The organism is Flavobacterium sp., from assembly GCF_029945805.1.
GTDB lineage: Bacteria > Bacteroidota > Bacteroidia > Flavobacteriales > Flavobacteriaceae > Flavobacterium.
In genome coordinates this window covers 62,440-87,205 of the sequence record NZ_JAQSDH010000033.1, presented here as the reverse complement: position 1 = coordinate 87,205, position 24,766 = coordinate 62,440, and the positions used below count along the sequence as shown (strand labels likewise).

The 24,766-nt window shown below is 35.6% G+C and carries 17 protein-coding genes; 6 read left to right on the top strand and 11 right to left on the bottom strand.

Features of this window, described 5'->3' with window-relative positions:
• Positions 1-20 precede the first annotated feature (20 nt).
• The 4 genes from PSU83_RS07750 (at position 21) to PSU83_RS07735 (ending at position 4,426) form a co-directional block, all read left to right on the top strand.
• On the top strand, positions 21-1,181 hold the full coding sequence (locus tag PSU83_RS07750; protein WP_300588558.1) for an iron-containing alcohol dehydrogenase: 1,161 nt from the start codon (positions 21-23) through the stop codon (positions 1,179-1,181).
• Positions 1,182-1,189: 8 nt separating this feature from the next.
• A complete protein-coding gene (locus PSU83_RS07745) occupies positions 1,190-1,996 on the top strand; it encodes a type 1 glutamine amidotransferase domain-containing protein (protein WP_300588556.1) in 807 nt (268 codons plus the stop codon).
• 563 nt (positions 1,997-2,559) lie between these two features.
• Entirely contained in the window at positions 2,560-3,423 is an 864-nt protein-coding gene (locus tag PSU83_RS07740; protein ID WP_300588554.1) for a bestrophin family ion channel, read from the top strand.
• A 79-nt stretch (positions 3,424-3,502) separates the two neighbouring features.
• Entirely contained in the window at positions 3,503-4,426 is a 924-nt protein-coding gene (locus tag PSU83_RS07735; RefSeq protein WP_300588552.1) for an AraC family transcriptional regulator, read from the top strand.
• Here PSU83_RS07735 and PSU83_RS07730 read toward each other — a convergent pair whose 3' ends face one another.
• The gene (locus tag PSU83_RS07730; RefSeq protein WP_300588550.1) at positions 4,427-4,801 is read right to left on the bottom strand and encodes a DUF779 domain-containing protein; all 375 of its coding nucleotides are present in this window, start codon (positions 4,799-4,801) and stop codon (positions 4,427-4,429) included.
• Between the two features lie 100 nt (positions 4,802-4,901).
• A complete protein-coding gene (locus tag PSU83_RS07725; RefSeq protein ID WP_300588548.1) occupies positions 4,902-6,407 on the bottom strand; it encodes an aldehyde dehydrogenase family protein in 1,506 nt (501 codons plus the stop codon).
• Between the two features lie 429 nt (positions 6,408-6,836).
• On the opposite strand from PSU83_RS07725, the gene pheT reads away from it, so the two are divergent.
• Together pheT and PSU83_RS07715 are read left to right on the top strand one after the other, a co-directional pair.
• Positions 6,837-9,260, top strand: a complete 2,424-nt coding sequence (gene pheT, locus PSU83_RS07720; RefSeq protein ID WP_300588546.1) for a phenylalanine--tRNA ligase subunit beta — start codon at positions 6,837-6,839, stop codon at positions 9,258-9,260.
• A gap of 98 nt (positions 9,261-9,358) precedes the next feature.
• On the top strand, positions 9,359-12,673 hold the full coding sequence (locus PSU83_RS07715) for a T9SS type B sorting domain-containing protein (RefSeq protein WP_300588544.1): 3,315 nt from the start codon (positions 9,359-9,361) through the stop codon (positions 12,671-12,673).
• 109 nt (positions 12,674-12,782) lie between these two features.
• On the opposite strand, the gene PSU83_RS07710 is transcribed toward PSU83_RS07715, so the two are convergent.
• The 9 genes from PSU83_RS07710 to PSU83_RS07670 form a co-directional block, all read right to left on the bottom strand.
• Complete coding sequence (locus PSU83_RS07710; RefSeq protein WP_300588542.1) at positions 12,783-13,349, bottom strand: fasciclin domain-containing protein; 567 nt, start codon at positions 13,347-13,349, stop codon at positions 12,783-12,785.
• Positions 13,350-13,522: 173 nt separating this feature from the next.
• Positions 13,523-15,298 carry a 30S ribosomal protein S1 gene (gene rpsA / locus PSU83_RS07705; protein ID WP_300588540.1) on the bottom strand — a complete coding sequence of 592 codons (1,776 nt, stop codon included), beginning with the start codon at positions 15,296-15,298 and terminating at the stop codon, positions 13,523-13,525.
• A gap of 372 nt (positions 15,299-15,670) precedes the next feature.
• A complete protein-coding gene (locus tag PSU83_RS07700) occupies positions 15,671-16,927 on the bottom strand; it encodes a nucleoside permease (RefSeq protein WP_300588538.1) in 1,257 nt (418 codons plus the stop codon).
• Positions 16,928-16,996: 69 nt separating this feature from the next.
• A complete protein-coding gene (gene cmk / locus PSU83_RS07695) occupies positions 16,997-17,689 on the bottom strand; it encodes a (d)CMP kinase (protein WP_300588536.1) in 693 nt (230 codons plus the stop codon).
• Between the two features lie 10 nt (positions 17,690-17,699).
• Complete coding sequence (gene porQ, locus PSU83_RS07690; RefSeq protein WP_300588534.1) at positions 17,700-18,731, bottom strand: type IX secretion system protein PorQ; 1,032 nt, start codon at positions 18,729-18,731, stop codon at positions 17,700-17,702.
• 130 nt (positions 18,732-18,861) lie between these two features.
• Positions 18,862-21,312: an endopeptidase La gene (gene lon / locus PSU83_RS07685; protein WP_300588531.1), complete on the bottom strand. Its 2,451-nt coding sequence runs from the start codon at positions 21,310-21,312 to the stop codon at positions 18,862-18,864.
• Positions 21,313-21,543: 231 nt separating this feature from the next.
• Positions 21,544-22,467, bottom strand: a complete 924-nt coding sequence (locus tag PSU83_RS07680) for a DUF6252 family protein (protein ID WP_300588529.1) — start codon at positions 22,465-22,467, stop codon at positions 21,544-21,546.
• A gap of 43 nt (positions 22,468-22,510) precedes the next feature.
• A complete protein-coding gene (locus PSU83_RS07675) occupies positions 22,511-23,854 on the bottom strand; it encodes an MFS transporter (RefSeq protein ID WP_300588527.1) in 1,344 nt (447 codons plus the stop codon).
• An 84-nt stretch (positions 23,855-23,938) separates the two neighbouring features.
• A complete protein-coding gene (locus PSU83_RS07670; RefSeq protein ID WP_300588525.1) occupies positions 23,939-24,751 on the bottom strand; it encodes a M48 family metallopeptidase in 813 nt (270 codons plus the stop codon).
• Positions 24,752-24,766: the final 15 nt, after the last annotated feature.

Below are 24,766 nucleotides of genomic sequence, written 5' to 3'. Positions count from 1 at the left end.
ACAATTAAAAAATATACAATATGAATAATTTTCAATATAAAAATCCAACAAAAATTTTATTTGGCAAAGGTCAAATAGAAAACATTAGCAATGAAATACCTAAAGACGCCAAAGTATTACTGCTTTATGGTGGTGGAAGTATTAAAAAGAATGGTATTTATGAACAAGTGAAAACAGCTTTATCTACTATAGATGTGATTGAATTTGGTGGAATTCCAGCCAATCCAGAATACGAAGTATTACTAGAAGCTTTGCATATTATTAAAGAAGAAAAAGTGACATTCTTGTTAGCTGTTGGTGGTGGTTCTGTAATTGATGGTACAAAATTCTTATCGGCTGCATCGTTATTTGAAGGAGCAACGCCTTGGGATATTTTATCAAAAAAAATTAGAACTGAAAAAGGAATGCCTTTTGGAACAGTTTTAACCTTACCTGCTACTGGTTCTGAAATGAATTCAGGTGCTGTAATTACAAGAGCAGAAACGAAAGAAAAATTCGCAATGGGTGGACCTGGACTTTTTCCTCAATTCTCAATCCTAGATCCTGAAGTCATAAAATCAATTCCTAAACATCAAATAGCAAATGGTTTAGCCGATTCCTTTACCCACGTTTTAGAACAATATATGACCTATTCGGTTGACGCTAAACTACAAGACCGTTTTGCGGAAAGCATTTTGCAAACTTTGACTGAAATCGCACCAATCATGATGAAGGATGAGTTTGATTATAAAGCAGCTTCAAATTTTATGTGGAGCTGTACTATGGCTTTAAACGGTTTGATTCAGCAAGGTGTACCAAGTGATTGGGCAATTCATATGATGGGACATGAATTAACTGCTTTATATGGTATCGATCACGCAAGAACTTTGGCTATAATAACAGAAAGTCATTACAAAGTAAATTTTGAAGACAAAAAAGAAAAATTAGCACAATATGCTGAACGTGTATGGAAAGTAACTGATGGAACTTTAGAAGAAAAAGCATTGATTGGAATTAACAAAACAACAGAATTTTTCAAATCGTTAGGAATCAAAACAAAATTATCAGATTATACTACTGAATTCGAAGGAACAGCAGAAGAAATTTCAAAACGTTTTACAGATCGTGGTTGGTTAGGTATAGGTGAACATCAATCGTTATCTCCAGATAAAGTGGAACAAATCGTAAAAATGTCCTATTAATTTAAAGTATGAAAACAGTTAAGTTTATAGTACTTACGCTTACCATCTTGACCGTTTCAAGTTGTAAAGAGTTCAAAACAAAAACAAATTCTGAAAATGTTTCAGAAGAAAAAATAGAATTTAAAAAAGAAAAAAAAATGAATATATTATTTGTACTTACATCCCATGATAAATTAGGTGATACAGGAAAAAAAACAGGATTTTGGGTTGAAGAGTTTGCAAATCCATATTACACCTTATTAGACAAAGGAGCAAAAATCACTATTGCGACGCCTAAAGGTGGTGCTGCACCAATTGATCCTAGTAGTGATTCTCCAGATGCTGCAACAGATGCAACAAAACGCTTTAATAATGATACAGAAGCTAAAGATAGAATTGCGAATACCATCGTATTAGCAAATATAAATCCTGATGATTTTGATGCCGTTTTTTATCCTGGTGGTCATGGCCCTTTATGGGATTTAGCAAATGATAAAATCTCTATAGCCTTAATCGAAAAATTTAATGCTCAAGATAAACCAATTGCTTTTGTTTGTCACGCACCAGCTGCATTAAAAAATGTAAAAGCTGCAAACGGAAACCCATTAGTTAAGGGTAAAAAAGTTACTGGATTTACAAACACTGAAGAAGCTGCTGTGCAACTAACAAACGTAGTTCCATTTTTAGTTGAAAATATGCTGAATGATAATGGTGGAATCTATTCTAAAAAAGAAGATTGGGCAGCATATGCTATCCAAGACGGGAATTTAATTACTGGTCAAAATCCAGCATCATCTCAATTGGTAGCCAATAAATTATTAGAAAGCTTGAAATAATTTAAATTATATTTATGAAAAAGGTTGCCTATATTCGGCAACCTTTTTTTGGTTACAACTAACTACTCGCAATGAGTTCGTTAAAAAAAGGCTTGGAAAGCAATACTAATTAGTGCTTGTAATAACTATTAGTCACTAATCTCGTGAAGATATTATCTTTTAAACAATCATTTCAAAAAATGAAATTGAAGTTGACAGAATCCTGCATTGAAAGGTGGACTCGAACATTTAGTCGTAGCAACCTCAGGTACCAGTTGTTTCTCCCAATTGCGAGTTTAATGGTAAGCTCACGTTTCGAAATAATTTTTATCTTTAACAGAAAATAATTCGTTCCGAACTTCGCATCTGACTGGAAGAATCAGAAGGTTCTCAGTAATTTTTTAAAAAAACCAACACAATGAAACTTAGTTTTTATTAGATCAAAAAGCACAGGTTTTTAACTTGATAAAGATTTTGATATAAGAGAAGAATGGAGAGCGTGGTAAAATTACCATGTCGTCTATGGTTCTCAATTGAATTGATAAACATCTTTTTGTATTTTTGACCCAATCTAACAATTCAAAATGGTTTCCTACAACACTAAAGACTGGTTCACTTTTATATTCCGTTTTCATAAAGCGGATACTTTCAGAACTTTATTTCCTATAATGCTTGCTATTGGACTTTATTCGGCACTTATTGGCTTTGCCGAAGTCGAGATTTGGAAAATTGGCGAGAAGAGTTACTTAAAAAATATTACCATAATGCACGGAATGTTGGGTTTCGTGATTTCATTATTGTTGGTTTTCAGAACCAATACTGCTTATGACCGTTGGTGGGAAGGTCGTAAATTATGGGGCGCTTTGGTTAATAACAGCAGAAATTTGGCATTGAAACTTTCAGCTATTCTGCAGGATGATGTCGATAAGAAGTTTTTTAGACAAATGATTCCAAATTATGCGTGCATCTTAGACAAACATTTAAACGATTCAGATACGAGCAAACAGTTATTTGACGATGTCGATTTAGAAATTGATCATCACAAGCACAAACCCAATCAGGTTGCCAAAAAGATGTTTGCTAAAATTAATCACCTTTACAACGAGAAGAAAATCACAGGAGACCAATTGATAATCCTGAATGCCGAACTTCTATCGTTTACTGATATTTGTGGTGCGTGTGAACGAATCAAAAACACTCCTATTCCCTACTCTTACAGCGCTTTTATCAAAAAGTTTATTTTCTTTTATGTGATGACTTTGCCGTTTGGCTATTCTTTTAGTTTGGGATATTACACTGCACCGGTAGTGGTTTTTATCTTTTATGTGCTGGCGAGTTTAGAATTAATTGCCGAAGAAATTGAAGATCCGTTTGGTGGCGATGAGAATGATTTACCGACACACAAAATTGCAGAGAACATTAAGAAACATGTTGAGGAACTGCTTTAGTTTTTTTGTAAATTATATTATATGTTTGTGGATGATTTGTGGTTTTTTTTCATAAATTTAATTCTTTATAATTTCTGCTATGAACCCACAAAGAACGCTGCTTGCCAAACCGCAATTATCTACTGAAAAATCACTAAAAACCTTAGTAGAAAACAGAACGGTCTATTCTTTGAATAATTGCGAACTGAATCTTTTTGAGACGTATCAGGAATCGCAGTTGGTTCCGCTGAAGTTTAATGATCTGGTTGTAACCAGCATGCTTCGTGGTAAAAAAGTGATGCACCTTTTTGATGAACCCGGATTTGATTATCTTCCTGGTGAAACGGTTGTAATTCCGTCCAATGTAGAAATGAAGATTGATTTCCCGGAAGCTACTAAACACAATCCAACACAATGCCTGGCATTGGCAATCGACCAGTATAAAATTACGGATACGCTGAATTTTTTGAATGAACGCTATCCGAAAGAAGGAACCGATATGTACTGGCAGCTGAATTATCAGAATTATTTTTTTTACAACAATGTAGATCTCGCTGCGACCATCAATAAACTGATTAAAGAATGTATGAGCACTTCGATTACAAAAGACGCTCTAGCCGATCTTACGCTGCAGGAATTACTCATCAGAATTATTCAGACGCAGACCATAAAATCAATAGATGATAACATTCTCAATAATCCCAGCAATCCGATTACGGAAGTTGTGGAATACATCCGACAAAATCTGAAAGAGAATATAAATCTTAAAAATTTAAGCGATAAAGCGTGTATGAGTACAACTTCATTTTACCGTTTTTTTAAAAGGGAATTAGGCATGAGCCCTATAGAATTCGTTTTAAGTGAGAAAATTAAATGCGCCAAAAAACTACTCAGAAACCCAGCCATTCAAATTAATGAAGTATGTTATCTGTCGGGATTTGAAGATGCTAATTATTTTACAAGATTGTTTAAAAAATATGAAGGTATTACACCAAAGCAGTATCAGTTGCTTCACATAAACTGATTATTCTATATATTTGACAGGTTCCAAATCCTTTTCTTCTTCGTCCGTAAAAATCCGGTATTCTATTTGAAAGGTTTTCTTTAATGGTGTTTCCAATGAAAATCCGCCGACGCCAAAAGCATCGATAACCTTTAATGTAAAGTGCGCGTGTTTCCAGTATTCAAACAAGTCTTTATCTACCCAAAATTCAGTATCTTCAATAGTTCCGATACAAACGTCACCCATCCGCTGATAATATCCGCCTTTCTCAAAACACTGTGGCTGCGTTCCTTCACAGCATCCGCCAGCCTGATAAAACATCAGATCGCCGTGCTTCTCCTTTAATATATGAATGAGGTCAATTGCCTGTTGTGTAGCAGCTAATCGCTTTGTCATGATTTTCTGTTATTAATAAATTATAATGCACTATATATTTAAAAAAAGGCACGGTTTACAACCAATGCCTTTCTCACCCAACAATTAATTACTATTACTACTAGAAAAAACCCAGTTTCTTTTTATCGTAAGAAATCAGCATATTTTTAGTCTGGCGGTAATGGCCTAACATCATTTTATGATTTTCACGACCTATTCCCGATTGTTTGTATCCTCCGAACGGAGCACCCGCAGGATAAGAATGGTATTGATTTACCCAAACCCTTCCGGCCTGAATCGCTCTTGGAACCTGATAAATTTCGTGTGCATCTCTGGTCCACAATCCGGCACCTAATCCGTAAATGGTATCATTGGCAATAGCGATAGCTTCTTCTGTAGTTTTGAAAGTGGTAACGGCCAGTACCGGTCCGAATATCTCTTCCTGAAAAATCCTCATCTTATTATTCCCTTTGAAAATAGTTGGTTTGATATAATATCCGCCTACGTGATCGCCATCGAAAACATTTTCGTCACCACCTGTTAATACTTCAGCACCTTCCTCTTTACCTAATTTGATGTATGCCATAATTTTTTCTTTCTGTACCAGTGAAGCTTGTGCCCCAATCATGGTTGCCATATCTAATGGATTTCCGGCTACAATAGCTTCAGTACGTTCAATAACTTTAGCGATAAACTTATCATAAATATCTTCATGCACTAACAGTCTGGACGGGCAGGTACAAATTTCTCCTTGATTCAATGCAAACATAACCGCTCCTTCAATGGCTTTATCAAAGAAATCATCATCGGCGTCTGCTACAGATTTCATGAAAATATTTGGAGATTTTCCGCCAAGTTCCAGCGTTACCGGAATTATATTTTCCGTAGCGTACTGCATTACCAGACGTCCCGTTGTAGTTGAACCCGTAAAGGCCGCTTTAGAAACTTTCTTGTTGGTTACTAATGCTCTTCCTAGTTCGGCACCAAATCCGTTAACAATGTTAATAACACCCGGAGGCAGTAAGTCGCCAATAAGTTCCATCATTACCATAATTGAAATTGGTGTACTTTCAGCTGGTTTCAGTACCACCGTATTTCCTGCTGCCAATGCAGGAGCCAGTTTCCATACTGCCATTAGTATCGGGAAATTCCACGGAATAATTTGTGCTATAACGCCCAAAGGTTCACTTAAAGCTATAGAAACTGTATTGGCATCAAGTTCGGCAATTGAACTTTCTTCAGCACGAATTACGCCTGCAAAATATCTGAAATGGTCTATTGCCAGCGGCATATCTGCATAAGTAGTTTCACGGATTGGCTTACCATTGTCAACTGCTTCAACCGCTGCCAAATAGGCTAGATTGTCTTCCAGAACCTGAGCAATTTTGTTTAATAAAATACTGCGTTCAGTTACCGAAGTTTTTCCCCATGTTTCAAATGCTTTATGCGCTGCGTCAACAGCGAGTTCCAAATCTTCTTTGGATGAATGTGCTGCCTGCGTAAATACTTTTCCGTCAATTGGAGAAAACACATCGAAATAGTTTCCGTTAACCGGCGCTACAAACTTTCCGTTAATATAATTATCATACTTTGCCTTAAAATCAGGTCTTTGGGCTACATTGCTCATACTCGTTTATTTATATTTGTTCTTTCAAATGTAGTCTTACCAATAGCATTCGGATAGCATAAATCGGTCAACTGATAGCACTAAATTTTCATATTCTCAACTTTGACTTGAGATATTTATGGAATTGTTAAATTATTGGGTAAAAAATAACAAATGAACCATTTTTTAAAATTTGAGGATGACGAATAAATGCTAGGCTTCCGGGTATTCTTTTTTTTTAGACATAAAGATAAAGAATAACGTTCTCTGTAGCCCCGATAGGAGCTGGCTATCGTGTAGCGCGGATAGCGGGAGGATAATATCTTAAATTATATAATAGTTCCGCTACTGATACAAAAACATACCGAAACTCATATAAAAAACACAATAAATCCTTCCTTCTGCCAGTAGCATTGATTATATTTGCAGTCGTTAAAATAGTAGGTATATATGAAGATTTCATACAATTGGTTAAAACAATTCATTAAAATAGATTTAAAATCAGAAGAAACGGCAGCTATCTTAACCGATTTAGGTTTGGAAGTAGAAGTAGTTGAAAAATATCAATCGGTAAAAGGCGGTTTGGAAGGCATAGTTGTGGGTCATGTTTTGACTTGCGAAAAGCATCCTGACGCGGACCGATTGAGTATTACTACAGTTGATCTTGGTGATGGAATTCCGGTTCAGATTGTTTGTGGTGCGAGCAATGTGGCTAAAGGATTAAAAGTGCCTGTAGCGACTATCGGAACCAAATTGTTTGACAAAGACGGTATTGAATTTGAAATTAAAAAAGGAAAAATCCGCGGACAGGAAAGCCACGGAATGATTTGTGCCGAAGACGAATTAGGTCTAGGAACAAGCCACGACGGAATCATGATTTTGGACGACAAACTAAAAGCAGGAACGCCCGCAGCCAAAGTTTTTAATGTAGAAAACGACGAAATTTTCGAAATTGGATTGACACCCAACCGTGCAGATGCCATGTCACATTATGGAGTTGCGCGTGATTTGCGTGCTCATATGTTGCAAAAAAATAGCAATATAGAATTGATCACGCCATCAGTTTCCACGTTCCGAATTGATAAAAGAACATTTAAGATTGATGTGGATGTGAAAGATAGTAAATTGGCGCCCCGCTATTGTGGTGTGACTATTTCTGGTATTTCTGTGAAAGAATCTCCGGCTTGGTTGCAAAACCGTTTGAAAGCCATTGGTCTTACTCCAAAAAATAATATTGTTGACGTTACCAATTATATTCTGCACGATTTAGGACAGCCGTTACACGCTTTTGATGCTTCAAAAATTAACGGGAAAATCACTGTAAAAACAGTCGCTGCCGGCACAAAATTCACAACACTTGATGATGTTGAACGTACCTTAAGCGAAGAAGATTTAATGATTTGTGATGAAAAAGGACCGCTTTGTTTGGCGGGTGTTTTTGGTGGGAAAAATTCGGCTGTAACAGACACTACCAATTCTATATTTTTAGAAAGTGCTTATTTTAATCCGATTAGCATTAGAAAATCAGCGAAAAGACATAGTTTAAATACGGATGCTTCGTTCCGTTTTGAAAGAGGAATTGATCCAAACATTACCGAATTTGCATTGAAACGTGCGGCTTTATTAATTAAAGAAGTAGCTGGTGGCGAAATCACATCTGACATTGTTGATCTTTATCCAAAGAAAATAGAAGATTTTCCAGTGTTTTTGCATTTTGATAAAACGTCTAAATTAATTGGACAAGAATTACCGAAAGAAACCATCAAGAAAATATTGGCTTCATTAGATATCAAAGTGAACAGCGTATCTGATGCTGGTTTGGGATTAATCATTCCATCGTATCGAGTAGATGTGCAACGCGAAGTGGATGTTGTTGAGGAAATCCTTCGTGTCTATGGATACAACAATATCAATTTTACCAAAAAATTAAACGCTACCGTGGCCAATTCGGCACGAACTGAAGATTATAAAGTACAAAATATTGTTGCTACACAATTGAATTCTTTAGGCTTCCATGAAATGATGGCGAACTCATTGACGACTGCCGATTATGTTAAGTTGTCGGAAGTATTGAAAGAAGAGCAAAATGTAATGATACTAAATCCGTTAAGTACCGATTTAGCAGCCATGCGTCAATCGATGCTATTCTCGGGATTAGAAGCCGTTTCGTATAACATCAATAGAAGAAATGGAGATTTGAAATTATTCGAATTCGGAAAAACATACCATAAATTACTTTCGGGTTATGATGAACCAAAGCATTTAACGTTGTTCGTTTCTGGAAATAGAACTGCAGAAAGCTGGACAAATACTGGAAAACCTTCTGATTTCTTTTTGTTAAAAGGCTATGTAAATTCGATTTTAAGTCGTTTAGGACTTTGTAAACTTCAAAATAAACCCGCTACATCAGACGTTTTTGCAGAAGGAATTGCCATTGCTTCAGGAAATGACGTTTTGGTCGAATTTGGAACCGTAAAGAAATCCATTTTAAAACAATTTGATATCAAGCAAGAAGTAGTATTTGCCGATTTCAATTGGAATATGATTCTGAAATTAATCAACAACAAAATCAAGTTTGTAGATATTCCGAAATATCCTGAAGTTCGCAGAGATTTAGCGCTTTTGGTTGATAATACTATTGCTTTTGATTCTATATACAATATTGCACGCCAGACTGAAAAATCATTACTAAAAGACATTAATTTATTTGATGTTTATGAAGGTAAAAATCTTCCGGAAGGTAAAAAATCGTATGCTGTGAGTTTCACTTTGCAGGACAATACAAAAACCTTAACCGACGAACAGATTGACAAAATAATGCATAAGATTCAGAAGCATTTAGAAACTGAAGTTGGTGCGAGTTTGAGACAATAAAACAATTATATAAAGCCCCGATAATAGAAAGAACCGAAAAGTTTAGACAAATTTATAATTAATTTTGATCTGTCAAAATTGGCAACTGAGTATTTTCTATGAAAAAAAACTATACTTTCATTCTTCTGTTATTCTTTTCGCAAATCAATTTGTTTTCGCAGGATTTTCAATGGGAAAGAACATTTGAAGGAAGTTACTTTAGCGGTGATAATGCCAGTTCGATTGACGTAGATAGCAATGAGAACAGCTATACTTTCGGAATGATCTATGAAACACTTTTTGACATTGACCCAACCAGTGGAACCCAGATCATAGACAATACCCAAACTACAAATCAAACAAGTTTGTTTCTAACCAAACTGGATACCAACGGTAATTTTTTATGGGGAAAAACGTTCGGAAGCATATTTGGAACTATGGACAGAGCTGTCGATATCGAAATAGGTACAGACGGCAATATTTATCTTTTAGCAGATATTTATGAGTACACCACTTTTATGCAAAAGTTCATTACAATTTTTAAGATTGATCCTCAGGGAAACATCTTAATGACTAAAAAGATGACTAACCTAGACAATCCAAATCAGTATGACGTATTTTCCTCTTCGTCTTTGGCTCTAGACAATCAAAATACTATATTTATTAGTGGTTCCTACAAAAGTCGTTTAAAAATTGATGCGGTAAATCCGCAATTGAATTTCAATATGGGTGGTGATTCTTTTTTACTAAAGATAAATAATTTCGGAACTATTGTTTTTGGAAAAAAATTTAATGTCGGTTTTTTGAACATAAATCATGAAAGGGTTAAGATCGATATAACCCAAAATCCTGTACTAACGGTTTCCAATGGTGACTATCCAAGCACTGGCATCAGTGGCTATAATGTGTTTAAGCTCAGTACAATTGACGGCACTATCATCTGGCAAAAATTTCTGCAAAACCAATATCCTGAAACCTTCAATATAGATAATGTGGGTAATATCATCATTGGCGGCGGCGGCGGAAATGTTTCTAGTGGAATTCCAATAGATGTAGATCCTGGACCTGCCGTATCAAATACTCCTCCGGGAAGATATGTCCTTTGGCTAACAAGCAACGGAGATTTCTTAGACGTAAAAAGGTTTCCTGCTTTGAATGGATATCCTTATTTCATTTTCAGCAAAATTGAATTTGACACCAATAATAATACTTACATAGTAGGTGAATTTATTAATGCGTTTGATGCCGATCCGTCAAGTAACAGCTTTATCATTAATTACAATTGTGGCGGCAGTGGACGAGATGCTTTTTATATCAAACTTGACCCAAGCAGAAACTTCGACAACGCTTTCAAACTTGGGGATTATAACGGTAACTGCATTAATTTTTATTTTACCGATTTTAAAATCAAAAATGATAATCAGTACTATGTCGGTAATTTCCACTCTACAGCCGATTTTGATCCATCGTCAGGTACTTTTCCGGTAACCACTAACAATCAGTTTGGTTCACGCTTTACATTAAAACTTGGTCCTTGTGATATAACAACGCCCGTAGGAAGTGCTATTCAGTCTTTTTGTTCTTCACAAAATCCAACGGTAAGTAATTTGCTACCAAATTCAAATTCGATAAAATGGTACAGTTCCGCAACTTCTACAACTCAACTGATGGGCACCACACCATTAGTTAGCGGACAAAACTATTACGCCTCAAGGCAAAATGGCACTTGCCCGTCTAGTACGCAGCGATTGAATGTGGCGGTAACCATTAATTCGGCGCCAATTGCTCCGAGTAGTGCCAATCAGGTATTTTGCGAAAGCGATAATGCAACAATCTCAAATTTGGTTGCAACTGGGCAAAATATAAAATGGTATGCTTCGCTTACTGACACTAGTAGTTTGCCAATAAATACTGTTTTACAGAACAACACCACCTATTATCTCACACAAACAAGTAATGGTTGCGAAAGCAACAGAGCTTCTATTGCCACAACTGTCAATTCGGTTGCTGCACCAACATTAACGTCTCCACAAACTTTTTGCGTTCAACAAAATGCCACATTGAGTTCTGTCGCCATAAGTGGTTTAAATATAAAATGGTATGATGCGGCAACTGCCGGTAACTTACTTCCTTCAACAACAGTTTTAGCAAACGGAACAAACTATTATGCTTCACAAACCGTTTCTACTTGCGAGAGTTTACGGGCGGTTGTTTTAATAAATATCCAAAACACAGCAACTCCAATCGGAAATGCAATGCAAATTTTTTGTTCGAGTCAAAATCCTACAGTCAATGACATTGATAGTACAGGTAGTAATTTGAGTTGGTACAGCAGTATCTCGGCTACAAGTCCAATTCCAGTCACAACACCATTGGCAAATGGAGCAATTTATTATACTACTCAAACCCTTTCTAATTGTGAAAGTGTTGGTCGTTTATCTGTTACTGTTACATTAATAAATTCGTTAAATGCAAATGATTATACCGAAACATTTTGTGATGATTTGAATGATGGTTCGGAATTGATTGACCTAACGAACTTAAATTCCAATTTAATATCAAATGCTACAAATTTTACATTTGAATATTATACTTCACTATTAGGAGCTACCAATCAAAGCAATACTAATCAGATTACATCCACTTCAAATTATAATCTTACAACTGGACTGCATACTATCTATATCAGAATCACTTCAACAGATGGCTGCAATAAAATTGTAAAATTAGATTTGACTTTGATAAAAAAACCTGTTATAACGATTCCTGATACTATTGCGCTTTGTGAAAGAAGTCAGGTGACTATCGATGCAGGTTTTGGATTTGATAGTTACCTATGGTCTACTGGCGCTGTTTCACAAACCATTACTGTTTCACAAGATGGAGATTATTCGGTAATGGTTACTGAAAATTATGGAAGTATAAGTTGTTCGGCAACAAAAAACTTTATTGTTGTTGCTTCAAATGCCGCAACCATTAATGATATTGAAATACATGACTGGAGTGATAACAACAATACAATAACAGTTAATATAAATGGTTTTGGTAACTATGAATTTTCTATTGATGGAATAAGTTATCAAACAAGTAATATATTTAACGGATTAAACAGCGGTATTTATACGGTATATGTGCGTGATATAAATGGCTGCGGAATTACTACACAAGAGGTATATTTATTAGATGCACCAAAATTCTTCACACCAAATGGTGATGGTTATAATGACAATTGGGCCATTAAATTTTCTAATCTTGAACCGGGATTAAAAGTAATAATCTTTGATCGCTATGGTAAGTTGTTAAAAACATTGAATAACACTACTTCATGGGATGGAAAATACAATGGTGCAGTACTGCCTTCAAACGATTACTGGTATGTCGTTACACGAAAAGATGGAAAGGAATACAGAGGGCATTTTGCGCTGAAGAGATAGAAGAATATAGCAAGTAGCGTTTTAAACTAAAAAACAAAAAAGTCTTCCTAACCTAAATGGGAGACTTTTCAATTTTACACTAAATAGTTTCGAAGTACAAGTATATAAATTATGCTTTTGGAGTAACTACTGCGTCAATCACGTGAATAATACCGTTTGATTGGTTAACATCAGCAATAGTAACTTTAGCACTTTTACCGTTTTCATCTGTCAAGTAAACTGCTGAACCTTTCATCCAAGCTGTTAGTGTTCCTCCGCTAACCGTTTTCAAAGTAGCTTTACCACCACCTTTTTTAATTGCAACTGCAATATCAGAAGCATTCATTTTTCCTGCTAGAACATGGTAAGTCAAGATGGTTTGTAGCATTTTTTTGTTTTCTGGTTTCAATAAAGTTTCAACTGTTCCTTTTGGTAATTTATCAAAAGCAGCATTTGTTGGAGCAAACACGGTGAATGGCCCTTTTCCTTGTAAAGTTTCAACCAATCCTGCAGCTTTTACCGCAGCAACCAATGTGGTATGATCTTTTGAGTTTACCGCGTTCTCAATAATGTTTTTTGACGGATACATGGCCGCGCCACCAACCATAACGGTTTTTTCTTTTTGTGCAAATGTAAATGTAGTTGCGAAGATTGTCAATGCTAGGAATGCAGTTGATAAAAATTTTCTAGTTTTCATAACGGTATAATTTAAAAGTTATTGGGTCATTTACGCTATGAAAACGATTATGGTTTTTCAATAAGTTCTTTTTTGGGAAAATTTAACATTTTAATTTACCCAACTCAGCAAAAATCAAGCACAAAAAAAAGTCCCGATTGCTCGGGACTTTTACTGATTAACAAATTAGAAAATTATTTTTTCTTCTCTGTTTTTTCCATTTTTGCTTTTAATCCAGCAAGGATATCATTATTATCTCCTAAAGTTGAAGCGGGAGCATTATTGTTAGAGCTTACTGCTTCTGCAACAGACTTAACATTTTTCTCTTCTTCTTCTCTAAAGATAGCTGTGTGAGATGCTACAACTCTTTTGAATTCTTTGTTGAATTCAATAACTTTAAAGTCAGCTGCTTCTCCTTTTTTCAATTTTTTACCATCTTCTTTTTCTAAGTGACGTGTTGGAATAAACGCAACAACATCATCTCCGAAATCTACAGTAGCTCCTTTGTCAACAATTTCAGAAATCGTTCCGTTGTGGATAGTTCCAACAGCGTAAGAATCTTCATGTTTGTCCCAAGGGTTATCTGTTGTTTGTTTGTGACCTAAAGATAATTTACGTCCGTCAACATCCAATTCTAATACTACTACATCTAATTTGTCTCCTACGTTTACAAATTCAGATGGGTGTTTGATTTTTTTAGTCCAAGAAAGGTCAGAGATATAAACTAAACCGTCAATTCCTTCTTCTAACTCAACGAATATACCGAAGTTAGTAAAGTTTCTAACGATTCCTGTGTGTTTAGAACCGATAGGATATTTCGACGTAATATCTGTCCAAGGATCTTGAGACAATTGTTTGATACCTAAAGACATTTTTCTATCATCTCTATCAAGAGTCAAGATAACAGCCTCAACAACATCACCCACTTTTACGAAATCTTGAGCCGAACGCAAGTGCGTAGACCATGACATTTCAGAAACGTGGATTAAACCTTCAACACCTTCAGCAACTTCGATAAATGCACCGTAATCAGCAATTACAACCACTTTACCTTTTACTTTATCTCCAACTTTCAAGTCAGCACTTAAAGCGTCCCATGGGTGAGCATTCAATTGTTTCAATCCTAATTGAATTCTTGTTTTTTCGTCATCGAAATCAAGGATTACAACGTTTAATTTTTGGTCTAATTCAAGAACTTCACTTGGGTGATTGATTCTTGACCAAGAAAGGTCAGTAATGTGGATTAATCCATCAACACCACCTAAGTCAATAAACACACCATAAGAAGTAATGTTTTTAACAACACCTTCTAATACTTGTCCTTTTTCTAATTGACCAATAATTTCTTTTTTCTGAACTTCAATATCGGCTTCAATAAGCGCTTTGTGAGATACAACAACGTTTTTGAATTCGTGGTTGATTTTCACAACCTTGAATTCCATCATTTTGTTCACATATACATCATAGTCACGGATTGGTTTCACATCAATTTGTGAACCTGGTAAGAATGCTTCAATTCCGAAAACATCTACAATCATACCTCCTTTAGTTCTACATTTAACAAAACCAGTAACAATTTCACCTGTTTCGTTAGCAGAAATAACTCTATCCCATGATTTGATAGTTCTTGCTTTTCTGTGAGATAATACCAATTGACCTGTTTTGTCCTCACGGATGTCAATTAATACTTCTACTTTGTCACCCACTTTTAACGATGGATTGTAACGGAATTCATTCAATGAAATTACACCTTCTGATTTCGCGTTAATGTCAACAATGGCGTCTCTGTCCGTAATTCTTACTACTACACCTTCAACAACTTCTTCTTGATCCGTTGAAATGAACGTTTTAGTAACCATGTTTTCAAACTCTTCCAAGTTTTTTTGGTCTACTGCGTCAATTCCTTCTGAATAGTTGTGCCAGTTAAAATCATTTAAAAACGCTTCTTGTTCTTTGTTTAATACAGCCATGCTGGTAAAATAATTTGTATGCTATGCTTCTCGAGTTTCGTAATGCGATTAAAAACACAACAGTGTTAGATTTAAATAGTTGATACCTAAAGGAAACTCTTCTTCGCCAAAAGGTCTGCAAAATTACACATAATTTCTTAACTACAAAACATTTAACAAAAGAAAATAGAGGGTATAAAACAAGAAAATTATTTTTTATTTGAAGCGAAAGTTTTGGGCAGTTTCAGGCTATGCAATTCCCGCTATCCGTTCTATCCCGAAAATTCGGGATGCCACTGCTATCGGGGCTAGACTGGAAGTGTATTGAAATAAAAAACCTTTCAATACCAAGATTTTAGTAGTGAAAGGTCTTTATATAAATAGTAGTAATTTTTAATGCGTTACACTAGCAACATCTTTCGGATTGTGTTTGTGTTTGAACATAATAGCAAAAGCAATGGCAATTACCAGAGCATACGCCGCAAAAGAAAGCCAAATGGTATGCCAATCTCTTACTTTATCGTGCGTGAAAAACTTTTCAATCGCCCAACCCGAAGTATAACTTCCTAAAATAGCTCCAAAACCATTCGTCATCATCATAAACAAACCTTGCGCACTAGAACGAATTTTAGAATCCGTATTCGTTTCAACAAATAAGGAACCTGAAATATTAAAGAAATCAAATGCCATTCCGTATACAACACAAGACATTACAATCATCCATAATCCATCAGTAGGATTTCCGTAAGCGAATAATCCAAAACGTAAAACCCAAGCCAACATGGAGATCAACATTACTTGTTTAATACCAAATCGTTTTAAGAAAAATGGAATAGCTAAAATAAATAAGGTTTCAGATATCTGAGAAATTGACATGATAATGGTAGAATATTTCACTACAAACGAATCAGCATATTCTGGAACTTTGGCAAATTCAGAAAGATAGACATCGCCATAAGCATTTGTCAACTGTAAGGCTCCACCCAAAAACATGGAGAATATAAAGAACAAGGCCATTTTATATGTACCAAATAATCTGAAAGCTTCCAATCCTAAAGATTCCACAAAAGAAGACTTTTCCCCTTTTACGTGTTGTGGTTTACATTTTGGCAACGTAAAAGAATACAATCCAAGCAAAATTGCTGCAATTCCAGCTATATAAAACTGATAGGCCGTGGCTTTATTTCCCGAAAGATTAGTAAGCCACATAGCCGCAATAAAACCAATGGTTCCCCAAACACGAATGGGTGGAAAATCTTTAACAACATCGGCATCTTTACTGTTCTTTAAAGCAGTGTAAGAAATAGAATTTGACAAAGCGATTGTCGGCATATAGAAACACATTGCCAAAAGCATTACGTAAATAAAATACGTTGGAGTTTCTACTTGTGGCAAATAGAACAAAACTAAAGCATATAAAATATGAAGAACTCCATATAACTTTTCAGCATTTATCCATCTATCAGCAATAATTCCGGTTAAAGTAGGCATGAATAAAGAAGCAATTCCCATCGTTCCAAAAACCAATCCAAATTGCGTTCCATCCCATTGCTTTGTTCCGAACCAGAAGTTTGCAATCGTAATAAGCCATGCTCCCCAGACAAAGAACTGGAAAAAATTCATGGTAATTAATCTGTTCTTTATACTCATATAATAGTAGTTTGTGGTTGTAAAAAAATAGCCCGTAAATCTACTATTATAATTGAGATAAACAAAAATTTATAACGATTTCGTAACGTCAGCCACCATTTCTAAAACAGCATTGAATTGTTCGTCACGAGTAAGGTAAGAATTATCAATCTCAATTGCGTCATCGGCTTGCACCAAAGGAGAATCTTCACGGTGCGTATCAATATAGTCACGATCTACGACATTCTTTAAAACAGCTTCCAGAGAAACATCTTCGCCTTTTGATTGCAATTCGTCAAATCGTCTTTGAGCACGTGTTTCCGAGCTCGCCGTCATGAATACTTTCAATTCCGCTTTCGGAAAAACTACGGTCCCAATATCGCGTCCATCCATCACAATTCCTTTCTCTTTGCCCATTTCTTGTTGTTGTTCAACCAATTTAGCTCGAACTTCAGAAACTTCGGCAACAAAGCTTACATAGTTTGAAACATCTAGAGTCCGGATTTCCTTCTCCACATTCACATCATTCAAATACATTTCGGCAAAACCTAAAGCAGCATTAAATTCGAAAGTCAATTTTATAAAAGGCAAAGCATTGATGAGGGTTTGCTTATCGAAAAAATCTTTACTGATGTACCCATTTTGCATTGCAAAAAAAGTAATCGCTCGATACATCGCACCGGTGTCAACATAAACGCAACCCAAGTGTTTGGCTAATTGTTTGGCTAAAGTACTTTTTCCCGTGGAGGAAAATCCGTCGATGGCAATGGTAATTTTTTTCAAAGTAAAGTGTTTAATATCGGTTATTAGCAAAGTCAATTGTTAAGCCAAAAAGACTTGTATTGGCCGCAAGTGTATATCGAGAATACGAATAATTGAATTTTAAATTGTTCATTTTTAGTCCGAAACCAACTGAAAGTCCAGAGAAATTTCGTTGTTCCAAAATACGCAATTCTTCCGCTCTTCTAAAATTATAGCCTAGTCTCAAATTGAATGATTTTTCAGGAAACAATTCTATACCAACGATGACATGTCGGAGCGCATTTCCAAAAACAGAAGGTTTTTCAGGAGTTGAACTTCCGTCCAAGCCGCCTTGTGCCCTATTCGGATTGGAAAATGCCAATTGCCATTGCTGCATGTTTTCCAACGTTAAATGCCAACGAATCGGAACATTTTCCATTAATTGAGAAACCCCAACTAAAACTTCTAAAGGCAATTTTTCTCTTGTTTCCGCATAAGGTGTGATTTGGAATCCTACATTTCTTATTGAAATTGCCCAATTCACATCGTTGCGTGTGTCGATAAACATTCCGCCAATATCAACAGCGGCTCCAAAGGAATTGTAACTTTCTAAGGTAGATGAAATCAATTTTGCATTAGCACCAACATAAAAATCAGAAAAAGGAATATTATACGCATAACCAAAAGTTAGTGCAATTTCACTTCCTGTAAAACCTGATGTTGCCACTCCATTTTCATCATAACCATCAAATTTTCCGTAATTTACATAGTTGACTCCGCCAAAAAATGTTTGAACATGTCGATCATATGTATAGGCGTAAGATGCTGTACCATAAGTTACTTCTCCAAATAAACTTCCGTAATTTAGTGAAAGTTTATTATCCATATCGGCATTAATATTCGCCGGATTAAAATGGGCTTGGTTGACATCGTTATCATAAAACGTAATTACTTTTCCACCCAAAGCAGCCTGCCGTGGCGAAGTGACTAAGTTTAAAAACTGGTATATTGATTTTCCACCAATTTGACCAAAACCGATCAAACTAGACAGAAAAAATCCAATACAAATTACTTTTTTAAACATTAAAAAATGGCTTATGCAATATACTATAACGGAAATGCGAAGGTATTATTTTATATCGGATGAAAAAAGTGCAAAGAAAAAGGCATAAGCGTTATTTTACTCATGCCTTTCCTTTATTTTTAAATCGATCTTAAAGAATCTTAGCGTTTTTTACTTTTTCATTTGTAAGCGCAAAACCAATGACTTCGCTCATTTCCTTTACATAATGAAAGGTCAAACCCTGAATATATTCGGGCTTAATTTCTTCAATATCGCTTTTATTTTCTTGGCACAGAATAATCTCTTTGATATTAGCTCTTTTCGCCGCAAGGATTTTTTCTTTGATTCCACCAACAGGTAGCACTTTTCCACGAAGTGTGATTTCACCTGTCATGGCTAAACTTTTCTTGATTTTTCTTTGGGTAAGAAGTGATACTAGTGAAGTCAGCATCGCGATTCCTGCACTTGGTCCATCTTTAGGCGTTGCGCCCTCTGGAACGTGCAAGTGAATGTTGTATTTTGACATCATCTCTGGAGCCAATCCAAAAAGCTCCGCGTTTGATTTGATGTATTCCAAAGCAATTGTCGCCGATTCTTTCATTACTGTTCCTAAATTTCCAGTCAGTGTTAAGTTTCCTTTTCCTGCAGAAATCAGAGATTCGATGAATAATATATCGCCACCAACAGAAGTCCAAGCCAAACCAGTAACTACACCTGCAACATCATTACTTTCTGATTTATCGCGAGCTAATTTTGGCGCACCAAGAATTCGCTCAATATCTTCATCGGTAACTTTCAAATTATATTCTTCTTCCATCGCTACCGATTTTGCAGCATTTCGGATTACTTGAGCTAATTTTTGCTCCAAACTTCGAACTCCAGACTCGCGCGTATAGCCTTCAACAATTTTTTCTAATTGTTTTCTACCGATGGTTAAATCTTTCGGTTTCAGTCCGTGTTCTTTCAATTGTTTCGGAAACAAATGCTTGCGGGCAATCTCCGTTTTCTCTTCAATCGTATAACCTGTCATTTTAATTACTTCCATTCTGTCTTTCAACGCAGGTTGAATGGTTGCCATATTATTAGAAGTTGCAATGAACATCACTTTTGATAAATCATATCCCATTTCAAGGAAATTATCATAAAATTCATTGTTTTGTTCGGGATCTAAAACTTCAAGCAAAGCAGAAGACGGATCGCCTTGGTTACTTGTTGATAATTTATCTATTTCATCCAAAACAAAAACCGGATTGGAAGTTCCTGCTTTTTTTAAGCTTTGGATAATTCTTCCGGGCATAGCACCAATATAGGTTTTTCTGTGCCCCCGAATTTCTGCTTCATCTCGTAATCCGCCCAAGGAAATACGAACATATTCTCTTCCTAACGCTTCTGCGATAGATTTTCCAATAGATGTTTTACCTACTCCAGGAGGTCCCGTCAAGCAAATTATTGGTGATTTCATATCATTTCGCAATTTTAAAACCGCTAAATGTTCGATGATTCTTTTCTTTACATCTTCTAGACCAAAATGGTCACGGTCAATGATTTTCTGCGCTCTTTTTAAATCGAAATTATCTTTTGAATAATGGTTCCATGGCAATTCTAAAAACAATTCTAAATAGTTTCTTTGTATGCCAAAGTCTGGTGCTTGCGGATTCATACGTTGCATTTTGGCTAGTTCTTTATCAAAATGCTTGGCCGTTTTTTCATCCCAAATTTTGGTTTTTGCTTTTTGACGCATTTCCTCAATTTCCTGCTCATTTGACACGCCACCCAATTCCTCTTGGATCGTTTTCATTTGCTGGTGCAGAAAATATTCGCGTTGTTGTTGATCAAGGTCAAAACGAACTTTAGATTGAATGTCATTTTTAAGTTCCAGTTTTTGAAGCTCCACATTCATGTAGCGCAAGGTTTCCAGCGCTCTATCTTTCAAAATATTTATCGCCAACAAATCTTGTTTTTCCTTAACTGTAAGGTTCATATTAGAAGAAACAAAATTGATAAGGAACGATTGACTTTCAATATTCTTAATCGCAAAAGTGGCTTCGGTTGGAATGTTTGGACTTTCTTTTATAATTTCAATGGCTAATTCTCGAACTGAATCGGTGATGGCATTGAATTCGCTATCATTCTTTCTTGGTCTTTTTTCTTCAACTTCTTTTATTGTTGCACTTAAATACGGTAATTCAGAAGTAACTTCATCGATTTTAAATCGTTTTTTTCCTTGAAGAATAACAGTAATATTTCCATCAGGCATTTTTAAAACGCGAAGAATTTGGGCTACCGTTCCAACAGAATAAATATCATTCTTGGTTGGATCTTCATCTTCTTCATTTTTTTGAGCAACAACACCAATGATTTTATTTCCAGCATTAGCATCGTTAATAAGCTTGATTGATTTATCTCTTCCAGCTGAAATTGGGATCACAACGCCAGGAAACAAAACGGTATTTCGCAATGGTAAAATTGGTAATGAATCTGGAAGTTGTTCTTTGTTCATTTCTTCCTCATCTTCGGGTGTTAAAAGAGGAATTAAATCGGTTTCAGTATCGAATTCTTGTAGTGACAAATTGTCAAAGGAAATAATATTGCGGTTTGACATGGTATTTTATTAGGTCAAAATGACATTAGAAATTGTTTGATGCTTTACAAATGTAGGACATCTTTTTTAGGATTTACATTAAAATCGATACCCAGCATTTGATTTTGGTTAAAATCGATAAATAAATGTATACTATCGATATATAGCGTAAATAGTCAAGTACTATGCCACAAAAAAAATCCGCCATACGAAATTCGAGAGACGGATTTGTAATTAAAAATTTAAATTTAATTATGGTAACTCTACATTAAAAGTTCCTTCAGTAACTGCTTTTGTTGCAGAAGTAGTGAAGTTTTTGACTCCCATAGTAAACGTTCCCGATATTCTTGTTGCGGTTTTAGAAACGATAGTGATTGATCCCGATTCGGCATTATACAACACGTCATTTATAACTATACTACCACGAACAACGTCTGTATCTGATAATACGCCTGTAATAGCGTAAGTTCCTACACCTAAAGTACGATTTACATTGATTCCCACAGTATCATCATTTGTTTTTGATCCAACAATGCTGATTTGATCTGGAATAGGTTGAGGCGTGGCATCTTGAATTAGCGCAACATCTATTTGGTTTTCAACAAACTCAACTCCATCAACTTTTGCAAAAAACGTATCGTCACCAACTGGCGGTGTACTATCTGACACATAAGGAATATTGGTAAAAACTCCATTTGTAAATTGAACAGGGATAATTGCAGTAGTAGCGCTGTCTGACCAATATCCTTTAAAGTTAAAGGTTCCAGAAATTGTTTTGGCTACCGTATTAATGCTAGAAATAGTTATTGAACCTGTATTTTCAGCAGCATTAGTAACATTTATTGACCAATATCCAAAACTAGAACCTGCGGGAGTAAACGTTAAGAAATTCGCGTTAGCAGGATATGTTCCGACGGTATTTGACTCGAGCGCAAAAGCAAATTTTTCCCCATTTGCTTTAGATCCAGTTAATTGAATACCAGCTGTTGTGATATTAGCTTGTGCAGTAGTTGCTGTCCATGTAGTACCGCTAAAATCTGCTTTAAAAACAGCTGGTCCACTCGTTGGGTTTTCAAAATCTCCCAAATCGATAGCGCTATCAATTGGCTCAACATCACAAGAAATAAAAGCAGTAATCAGTAAAAATAGCCCAGCTAAAAATTTTATATTTTTCATAGTCGTTTTTAATAAATAAAGCCAAATATAATTTTTTTTAAAGTTATGACAATGCTTTTTTTGGAACTCTTAATAAAAGAAGCAATCCGATTATGAAAAAAGCACCTAAAAAGAGTATCGCATTACGCATACTGCCGGTAATTTGGTCAATAGTTCCATAAATTGTCATTCCAATTACAATTCCTACTTTTTCGGTTACGTCGTAAAAACTAAAGAACGAAGCCGTGTCTTCTGTTTCGGGTAATAATTTAGAATATGTGGAACGCGCTAACGACTGAATTCCCCCCATCACCAAACCGACAAAACCTGCTGTGGCATAAAATTCATTCGGCGTTTCAACAAAAAAAGCGAATCCACACAGAATGGCCCAAAAAGCATTTAGAAAAATCAACGTATTTATATTTCCGAATTTTGCTGAAGCTCTTGCGGTTACTACGGCTCCAATTACAGCCACTAATTGTATTAATAAGATGCAAATGATCAATCCCGTTTGCTTCACCTGAAAAATTTTATCAATACCCATTAGTGCGGGATCATCAGCATCTTTCCAATTTATTTCGGTTGCGCCAAAATAAGTAGCAATTAGCATTACCGTTTGAACGGCCATAATAAAAACAAAATAGCTGTACAAATAGCGTTTCAAAGGTAAATTCTGTTGTAATTGTCCCCAAACTTTTTTTAGCTCATTAAATCCTTTGAAGATAAAATCACTAGTCAATTTTACATCGTTTTTATTCCCCTTTGGCAAGAAATAATAAGTAACATGACTAAAAGCTATCCACCAAATTCCCACTGTTAAGAACGATATTTTCATAGCTTCTTTAGCCGTTTCGATTCCGAAAAAATCAGGAAACATGACCATTGCTAAATTGAAAATAAGCAGAATGGTGCTTCCAATATAACCCATCGAGAACCCTTTGGCGCTTACTCTATCTTGTTGCTCCGGAAAAGCGATATCCGGTAAATAGGAATTGTAAAATACCAAACTCGACCAAAATCCGATTAATCCAAAGAAATAAGACGTATAACTCCAAAATAAATTATCGATATCAAACCAATACAAAGTGATGCATGAAATTCCTCCCATATAACAAAAGAAACGCATAAAGGCTTTTTTGTTCCCAATGTAATCCGCTATTCCAGAAAGAAACGGTGAAAAAATCGCAACTATCAAAAATGCAAATGCGGTGACGAAACTAATCATAGCAGTGTCTTTGCATTGCATTCCAAAAATAGTAACATAATTACGACCGCTTTCCTTGAAAATCATTTCGTAATAAATCGGAAAAACTGCGGAAGCTATAACTAAGCTATAAACCGAATTTGCCCAATCATAAAAAGCCCAGGCGTTAAGTAATTTTGGATGTCCCTTAGGAAGTACTGGCATAGAAATAATTTTAAAATAAAAAATCCTGTCTCGTTTATTTAACAAGACAGGATTCAAATATAATCTTTTTTTGGAATTTACATATTATTTAAACGTTACGCCAAATTTAGCAGCTTCCGCTTTTGCAATGGGTACTAATTTTTTAAGATTAGCAATTCTTGTGGCATCAGAAGGGTGCGTGCTCATAAATTCTGGTGGTGCATTTCCTCCAGAAGCAGCCGACATTCTTGACCAAAAAAGTACGGCTTGATCCGGATTATAACCTGCGATTGCCATTAATGTTAGTCCGATCTGATCCGCTTCACTTTCGTGACTTCTGCTAAAAGGTAACATCCCACCAAATTGTGTTGTTGCTCCATAAGCTGTCATGGCTATTTGTTGAGTCATAGCACTTGAATTTCCAACAGCTGCTTGGGTTATTCCTGCTCCAGCTTGTTGTAACAATCCTGCGCTCATTCTTTGTTGACCGTGATTTGCTAATGCATGAGAAACTTCATGTCCTAAAACAGTAGCCAAACCTGCATCGTCTTTAGTTATTGGAAGAATTCCGGAGTAAACAACGATTTTCCCACCTGGCATGCACCAAGCATTCACTTCTTTGCTTTCAACTAATTTATATTCCCATGCATAATCTTTCAAATACCCTTGGTACCCGTTTGCATTCAACCACTTTTCGGCAGCAACTTTAATTTTTGTACCAACATTTACCACTTTATTGGCATCTGCAGTTCCTGTTATTACTTTATTATCTTTTAAAAATGTTCCATATTGCGCAAACGCAGAGGGAAGGATTTCACTGTTTGGAACTAAGGCCAAAGTATTTTTTCCAGTGAATGGATTAGTAGAACAAGACAATACTGTCGCAACAATAAAAAGGCCTGTGAAATATTTTTTCATAATGTTTAGTTTTAA